This window comes from Pauljensenia sp. C0254C2, assembly GCF_056583835.1.
Genome location: NZ_JBWPJO010000023.1, coordinates 1 through 7909, shown reverse-complemented (window position 1 = coordinate 7909; position 7909 = coordinate 1). Strand labels below are relative to the sequence as shown.

6 protein-coding genes are annotated in these 7909 nt (G+C 60.0%); 1 reads left to right on the top strand and 5 read right to left on the bottom strand.

The annotated features are described in order from the left end of the window. The 4 genes from AC1DA5_RS10400 to AC1DA5_RS10385 all read right to left on the bottom strand — a co-directional run. Positions 1-1366: FtsW/RodA/SpoVE family cell cycle protein (locus tag AC1DA5_RS10400; protein ID WP_480290179.1), on the bottom strand; the 1366-nt coding region annotated here is incomplete at its 3' end. Next, positions 1366-2709, bottom strand: a complete 1344-nt coding sequence (locus AC1DA5_RS10395) for a PP2C family protein-serine/threonine phosphatase (RefSeq protein WP_480290178.1) — start codon at positions 2707-2709, stop codon at positions 1366-1368. The genes AC1DA5_RS10400 and AC1DA5_RS10395, both read right to left, overlap by 1 nt. A gap of 5 nt (positions 2710-2714) precedes the next feature. After that, positions 2715-3206 (bottom strand): FHA domain-containing protein FhaB/FipA, encoded by a 492-nt coding sequence (locus AC1DA5_RS10390; protein ID WP_058237654.1) that lies wholly within the window; start codon positions 3204-3206, stop codon positions 2715-2717. After that, positions 3206-3913, bottom strand: coding sequence for an FhaA domain-containing protein (locus AC1DA5_RS10385; protein ID WP_058237655.1), 708 nt, complete (start codon positions 3911-3913; stop codon positions 3206-3208). The genes AC1DA5_RS10390 and AC1DA5_RS10385 overlap by 1 nt, the downstream gene beginning before the upstream one ends. A 250-nt stretch (positions 3914-4163) precedes the next feature. Between AC1DA5_RS10385 and AC1DA5_RS10380 the strand changes: the two genes are divergently transcribed. Next, on the top strand, positions 4164-5705 hold the full coding sequence (locus AC1DA5_RS10380) for a polysaccharide deacetylase family protein (protein ID WP_480290177.1): 1542 nt from the start codon (positions 4164-4166) through the stop codon (positions 5703-5705). Between the two features lie 118 nt (positions 5706-5823). Here AC1DA5_RS10380 and AC1DA5_RS10375 read toward each other — a convergent pair whose 3' ends face one another. Then, entirely contained in the window at positions 5824-7299 is a 1476-nt protein-coding gene (locus tag AC1DA5_RS10375; protein WP_480290176.1) for a DUF4352 domain-containing protein, read from the bottom strand. Positions 7300-7909: the final 610 nt, after the last annotated feature.

The following is a 7909-nucleotide window of genomic DNA, read 5'->3' as shown; positions in this document are numbered from 1 at the left end:
GGATCGGGCGGGTGGGGCGCCTCGCAGCATCGGAAATACGCACCAGCAACGCGATCATCACCCACGACGCCACCATCGATGATCCGCCGGCAGCAAGGAAAGGGGCAGTCAGACCGGTCAGAGGGATGACTCGCGTAATACCTCCCAGGACGACGAACACCTGAAGTCCCAGTGAGAAGCTCAAACCAGCAGCCAGTAGCTTGCCGAATCCGTCGCGCACACCGATGGCTGCGCGCAAACCGCGCTCAATCAAAATCAGGTACAGCAGCAAAATGGCCAGCAGCCCGGTCAGTCCGAGCTCTTCAGCCAGTGACGACAAGATGAAGTCGGACTCGGCGTGGACCACGAGGTGCGGGTAGCCACGCCCCCAGCCGGTGCCCATCAGTCCGCCGGAAGCCTGACCGAAGAGGCCCTGGACGACCTGATAGGACCCCACTTGCGCGTTGTACACGTCATTGTCCAGGGCGTTGAGCCATACGTTGAAACGGTTCTGAACGTGTGGGAACGCGCGTACTGCCAAAATAACGGCGGGAGTGAACATGACAACGCCGATCACCAGCCACGAGGGACGGTTGGTCGCCACGTACAGGATCGCCACGAACATGCCGAAGAACATGAGGGATGTGCCCAAGTCACGCTGGAGTACCAGAATCGCGATGCCGATGAGCCACACCACCAGGATCGGACCGAGGTCACGTGCGCGCGGCAGGCGCATTCCCAGGATCTTCGGACCGCCGATGGCCAGTGAGTCCCGCTTGTTGACCAGGTAGCCGGCAAAGAAGATGGCCAGGGTGACTTTGACGAGTTCGCCTGGCTGCAAGCTGAGCGGCCCCATGCGGATCCACACGCGCGCGCCCATTTGTTCACTGCCGATGACAGGGAGCATGGGCAGGAGCAACAAGACCAGGGAGATCACTCCGAACGTGTACGTAAAGCGGCGCAGGAGGCGGTGATTCCGCACCACGATCAAGGTGAGTGCTGCGGCAACCAGTGCGACACCCACCATGATGAGCTGCTTCGTGCTGGTTGGCATGAGGTGGCCACCAGATTCAGTGTCGTAACGCCCGAGCATGTCATAGGTCAGATCCAGGCGGTAAATCATCGCCAGTCCCAGCCCGGTCAATGCCACCGAGATCGGCAAGATGACAGGATCGGCGTAGGGTGCCAGCACGTGCATCCCGATTTCAGCGGCTATGGCAACCACCAGCAGGATCACGATATGCATCCCCAGGTTCGGGGGGATAACGCCGGTGCGGTTGATCGTCGTCAGCACGTAGCCGCCGATTCCGATGGCCAGTGCCACCACCATGAGCGCAATTTCCACCAGGCGTCGAGGACGTGTCGGCGCCACCATCACTGTTGCCATTACAGTGCCTCCACGTCGGAGGAATCACTGTGGCGGAGCGACTGTGGCTGCGGCTGGGTGCCCGACTGTGAGGCACGTGATGACTGTGGCCGGTCACCACCCGATTGGGCATCCGTACCGTCTGGTCCCTGGGCACTCACGGGTGCCAGCTGCGCAATATATGCGTCGATTTCCTCGCGTGAGGAACGGGTGACAGGTTCCTGCAGTCGTTCACGATCCACGTTATCGAGGGAAGCCAGCGAAATAGAGGTGACCTCCACGCGGTGCGAAAAGGCCCACGGCCCCAGCGTCTGAGGAATTCCCTGGTAGATGGCGACCGCCCCGTCCTCGCCAATCGCATAGTACTGCTGCTGTGACCAGCGGTATCCCAAAAAGCCTGCCAGGACCACAGCTGCTACGGCCAGCACACCCACGGCAATGGTCCACCACCGCATGCGAGGCCGCTCAGGTTCAGCGGCATCCTCGTCAGGATCTGAAAGTGAATGAGTCGAGGTTGATCGGGCCAGGGCCGCTGCGCGCGCAGCAGCACCGTCACCTCCGCGGGTGGGTGCCTGACGGTCGGTCGCGGCAGCACCCACAATTTCAGGAGCAGTCTGGTTCGTTGTGCCTGCCGGAACAATATCCGCGATCACGCACGTCACATTGTCAGGCCCACCGGCACGCAACGCCAGGTCAATGAGCTTTTCGGCGCATTCGCCCGGATCTTCATACTCGGTCAGCACCGAACCGATCGTGTCTCCCGATACCACTCCGGACAGACCGTCTGAACACAGCAGCCAGCGATCTCCCACAACAGCCTGACGCATGGTTTCGTCAGGAACCACGCTGGCCTGCGAATCCCCTAGAATCTTCAGCACCACGTTGCGCTGAGGATGCTGTTCAGCCTCGTCAGGCGTGATCTGGCCACTGTCAACAAGGTACTGGACAAAAGAATGGTCAGTGGTGACCTGCGTGAGGGTGTGGCCACGCATCACGTAGGCACGAGAATCACCAATATGGACCATCGCCAGTTTTGAGCCGGCACGCATGATCGCAATGCAGGTGGTTCCCAGACCCTTCAGCTCCGGGTCAGTTTCCGAGCGTTCACAGAGCTCATCGTGTGCATCCACCAGGCTGTCATGCAGGAGCTTGGCGATCGAATCAGCTGGATATGATTCCGAATCCAGGTGCGCCAGGTGGGCGATCGCGACGGATGAGGCGATATCACCGCCGGCCGGGCCGCCCATACCGTCAGCGAGTACAAGCAAATTGGGGCCCGCGTAGGCAGAGTCCTGATTGTTCTTGCGGACCAGTCCGATATCAGACCGGGCTGCATAGTGAAATTCGATTGCTTCAGGACTCACGACGCTCACCTGACCAATTCAAGCGTGGTTTGTCCGATGCGAATCGTCGTGCCGGGATGGACGACGGTCGGCTGTGTGATGCGCTCGTCGTCCACGAACGTGCCGTTGCGGGAGCCGAGGTCCTCGATGACCCATTCGCCGTCTTGTGGGGAGAGCATGGCGTGCTGCCCCGAGACGTACTCGTCCTCCAGCACCATGATGCAGTTCGGGGAGCGTCCGATGGTGATCTGGGCGGAGCCAAGTGTCAGAGTCATTCCGACCAGCGGGCCGCCTGTAATGAGCAGTGATCTGGGAATCAGTTCATCTGATGCGCGATCCTTGCGAGCTTTCTGCGACTTCTTGCGTCTCTTGTCAGCGGTACGCCGGCCCTTGCCACGAGGGGTGACAACGGTTCCGAAAATGTCTCGACGCAGCGTGGACACTGCGGCGAGCACCATCAGCCACAGCAGAGCCAGGTATCCGACGCGAAAAACAGTAAATGCCAGATCGCTTGTCATCACCGTTCCTCGTCAGCTGGTTCAGGATGGGTCCAAAACAGAATCCGGGTTCTGCCCACCGTCAGTTGGTTGCCATCCACCAGCGTAGCGGCATCGATGCGGTGTCCCTCCACAAAAGTCCCGTTCGTGGAACCCAGGTCTGTTGCGATGACCCCGGTGGGAGTGATGCGCAGTTCGAGGTGATGGCGTGACACGCCTGAATCGGTGATGACAATGTCGCAGTCTGAGCCGCGCCCGATCACGGTGACTGGTTCGGTCAGCAGCCAGCGGTCTCCATCCACATCGATGATCGGATGTTCAGGGGAAGCCTCGAGCACTGTCGCCGGAGCGACTGCGCCGCGCTCATTGGCAGCTTCAACGATGAGTTGCCCAGTCAGTTCAGATTCGTCTTCCTCGAAACTGACTGCGATGGGGCCAAGCAATGCATAGCCGTGCTGAGTGGCGTACTCTGTCGCGTCGCGTTCAAATTCATCGACGAGGACGGGCATGTCGTCACCGATGGATTCCAGATCCGTCACGGAGGTACGCACGACGAACTTATTGGGCGCGATGGTGCGGTCGGAGGAGACTTCCTGGAGGTTATCCTCCATGGCACGTCGGATTGCAGAATTCACGTCAACTGGCTTGAGGCCGGAACGAAAGACACGAGAAAAAACCGAGTTCACACCTTTTTCGACCGCGTTTTCGAAACGATCAAAGATGCTCATGGCGTCCCCTTCCCTTGCGTCACGCGTAACACTCCGATCACGCATGCACTACTGATGCAGTGCAAAGGCCAGTGTAACCGTGTCGGCGGAACACTCCTAAGCGAACATTCCGACGAGGACAGGACCGACAGGACTTCAGCTGTCTGCGGCACAGAGTCGGTACTCATAGTAACGACAATACCGGCATGGTTGTGTCTAGTGGAACATAAAAGGGTGGATTCTGGCCGATTGGCTCGCTATCATCGGCGCCATGATGGCACTACGTGAATACAACGGCAGTTCCAACCGCCTCGGCCGGCACCGGTGGTGCACCGCCCTGGCGTGCGTCGCTGTGCTCACGGGACTCACGGCGTGCAATCCTGGTTCTGGGGACACTGCGCCATCGGGCACACAGGAATCAGGCCAGTCTGCTGCGTCAAGCGCACCCCAGTCTGGCCCGCCCACCTCACCTGCCGGGATACGGTCCCACGTCGCTGACATGCCTGAGGCGCTTCCCGCTGATGACCCGCAGATCGGTCATGTCATTGACCGTTCGTCCACGGCAGACATCCCTGTGACCTGGCCGGGTATCCAGGGATTCGACGACGTCAACGCGTTCATGGAGCAGCGGGCCCTCGAGATGGCATCCTGGCCGGATTCTCAGGAAGTGCGCTACGACGTGTCCTTCGCTGCGGGGCAGTGGATCGGGTTCGTCCTCGAAGCCATCACCGGCACCGACGACGGCGAGGTCACGCGCTCGTCATCATGGATCGTTGATACCCAGGACCAAACGGTGGCGCCTGCGGCCGCCCTCGTCAATGAGGATGAGCGGGTGCAGCTGTTCCCTGCCGCCAAGCGTGCGTTGCGTGAGGCAGATCGAGACCCGGGAACCTATCAGGACGCGTTGGCCAGGCTCGGCTTGCGTACGAACGAGGCGTGGCATGGGCCAGATGATGTGCGAATCGGCCAGGACGGCTCATTTGCGCTGATCCTGAACGCTGATAGTGGAGTGAACGCTGATCGCGCGGTGCTGGAAGTGTCCCCCGATCAAGCTGCCGAGGTGTCGAGCGACCTGGGTCGCGCTGTAACTGCGGCGGTGACAGGAGGCGCGGAATTTGCTGGGCTTCCCCAGCCCGAACCGCCATTCGTTCCCCTCGAGCCGCTGCCCGCAGATGGATCAGGTGTGATGGGTATGGTTCCGACCGAGAATGTGGATTGCAGTGCGGCGCAGTGTGTGGCGTTGACGTTCGACGATGGTCCCGATGCGAACCTGACGCCAAAACTGCTCGATGTGCTTGCATCGAAAGGCGTGCACGCCACGTTCTTCCAGTTGGGACCCAGTGTGGCGGCGCGTCCGGATATCACCGCTCGCGCTGTGAACGAAGGGCATGTGGTGGGGTCGCATTCCTGGTCGCACCCACAGCTCGACACGTTGCCGGTCGAGGGGATCCGTGATGAGGTAGCGCGCTCGCGGGATGCGATTCAGCAGGCCAGTGGGCTGTTGCCGGCGCTGATGCGTCCTCCGTATGGAGCGACCAATGACAAGGTAACCGGCGTGCTCAGTGAGGCGGGTCAGGCAGCGATCTTCTGGGATGTGGATTCTGAGGACTGGAAGAACCGCGACGTCAAGACCACGACCGATCGGATTATGGCGACTGTGCGCGCCGGGTCGATCGTCCTGATGCACGACGTTCACCCTTCGACCATTGAAGCTGTCCCGGGCATCATTGATCAGTTGCAGCGCCAGGGCTTCACGCTGGTCACAGTGCCAACGCTGCTCGGTGGCGTGGAGGCTGGGCAGTCGTATTATTAGGGGGCTGGCGCTGCCGCGGAGGCAGCGTTACTGGCGAGTAGGTGGCCGGCGGTCATGCTTACTCAGCAGGCGGCAATTGGCCAGCCTCGCAGCATCCCGCTGGCGCTGCAGGCATTGCCTAGTGCGTTGAGACGTACGCGATGCTCGTTCCCAGGACATCTGTCACCTGAAGAACACCGCTCGCACCCGCTGGGATCTGGATAGCGACGCTACCAGTGCCTTGCTGTCCCGGTTCAAGGTCCAGAAGGTAGTACGAGTCCTCCAGACCCACGAGGTTGTCATAGTCGTAGTACGTCTGGCCTGCCTCGTCGATGAAGGCGAATGCCAGGAAGGGCAGGGTCTTTTCAGTGCCCTTGTTGGTGAAAGTGACATTGAGCAGGGAGTAAACCGTGCCGTCATCCGGAGGAGTGTTGAACATATTGCCGTTCACAATTTGGTCGGTGGCGTCGGGATTGAATGAATTGATCGCCACGTCCCACTGGCCAACGGTAATGGTTTCTCCCAGTGCTGCGGGATTGTCTCTCGAGGTTTGGGGCGAACTTGCCGTTCCGGGGGTGGGCATCTGTCCAGGCTGCTGTCCTGCCTGACCTGGTTCTCCTGATTGCTGGGGCGTGGTCGGAAGAGGCACGGTAGGTGCTGGGGCAATGGGGCTACTTTGCGGATCTTGATCCTGAGTTTCTGTCGCCGAGGGTTGTTCCTGTTCGTCGACAGTCTCATCAACGTCAGACAGATTGGCCATGACAAAGGCGACGACCAGAGCAATGAGTGCCGAAAGAACCGTCACTGCCAGCGCGATCAGTGCGCTGACGCGCGGCTGGTTCTTTAGGAAGAGCGCGACGAGGGAGCAAATAAACGCGACGCCGAGGATGACCCACCCTACGATCTGCGTCACTGGAATGACAGAGAGGATCAGGCCGAGGACTGCAAGGCCAAGCGCAACAAACGCGACGATGTTGATCTTCTTCGTTCCACCGGATTGGTTTGGTTGTGACCATGAGCCACCAGGGCCTTGAGGCCCCTGCGGCCCGTAGGGCCCTTGTGGACTGTTGGGGCCCTGCGGACTGTTGGGGCCCTGCGAGCCATATGGCCCCTGTGGTCCGTACGATCCTTGCGGATTCGTGGGGCCTTGCGAACCGTATGCTCCCTGTGGGGTATAGGGCCCCTGTGGGCCGTTTTGCCATGACGGGGTGGATGACCATTGAGAATTGGACGATGACCACTGCTGATTGTGTGACCACTGGTCGTTGTAGCCTGGCCCGTTTTGCCCCGGTTGGCCCGGCTGTCCCGGTTGGCCCGGCTGTCTTGCCGAGTTGCCTGCCCATTGCTCATGTGCAGGTGGCATCTGCGCTGTTTGCTGGTCGCGGCTCCAACGGCCGTAATCTCCGTCGGAGTTCGAGCCTTGTGACGTGGGACCTTCGGGGCTGAACCGGCCATCGCCGTCCCGGCTCAAGCTATTCGCGCCTTGTCCATTCCACTGTGCCGTCTGATCTGGCTTGGACTCGAATTGGCGTGCGTTGTCGAAACCGTAGGGACTACTGCCGTATCGCTGGTGCGAGTTGGCGTCGTTACCTGTCGGTGGGCGTGAATTCGTCATGATTCATCCTTCGTTCTACGACATTCGTGCAAGTGCGGTAGATCAGATGCGTGGGCGTGGAACCCAAAGTGGCTCTTTGATTGAGGTCTCAATTCACTTTAAGCGTATCGCCAACAGAGGCATTATGACGGGCGAAGGTGAAAGTTCCCGATGTGTGCCCGTCGAGTACCTGTCGTTACCGTTCGAACCTGGGGTGGTGGGTGGATTCGTCATGGACTGTCCTCGATCAAGTGGGTGAAACTCTAGGTGCGGATCAACAACGAAACGGGCGCCCATTAAGCTTCGGCGCCCTCTTTATGAGCCTATCCCTTTTGGTGACATGACACAGAAAAACGTTGCTCGCATATGTCGACGCATCGGCGTCCAACACGAACGTCCCTCGAACCTCGTTGCACTGTCAACGCTGATCTCTGAATCGATATCTCCCCGCGAGCATGGCTCTGCCGCAGTACGTGAGTATGCGCGGCGTGTCGCGCTTTGCTCTTCTCCCTGCGTCTCCGCGACCCCTTTTCTCGTGCGCTCATGCGACAAATCAGCCGCCGATGCAACACAACACCCTAGATCTTCGTGCCTGCGTTGCACATTCCCCTAAATCTTCACGGTCTTGATG

Coding starts and splice junctions, on each gene's coding strand:
- AC1DA5_RS10385 (WP_058237655.1), bottom strand. CDS start 3,913: ATGAGCATCTTTGATCGTTTCGAAAACGCGGTCGAAAAAGGTGTGAAC.
- AC1DA5_RS10375 (WP_480290176.1), bottom strand. CDS start 7,299: ATGACGAATTCACGCCCACCGACAGGTAACGACGCCAACTCGCACCAG.
- AC1DA5_RS10380 (WP_480290177.1), top strand. CDS start 4,164: ATGATGGCACTACGTGAATACAACGGCAGTTCCAACCGCCTCGGCCGG.
- AC1DA5_RS10390 (WP_058237654.1), bottom strand. CDS start 3,206: ATGACAAGCGATCTGGCATTTACTGTTTTTCGCGTCGGATACCTGGCT.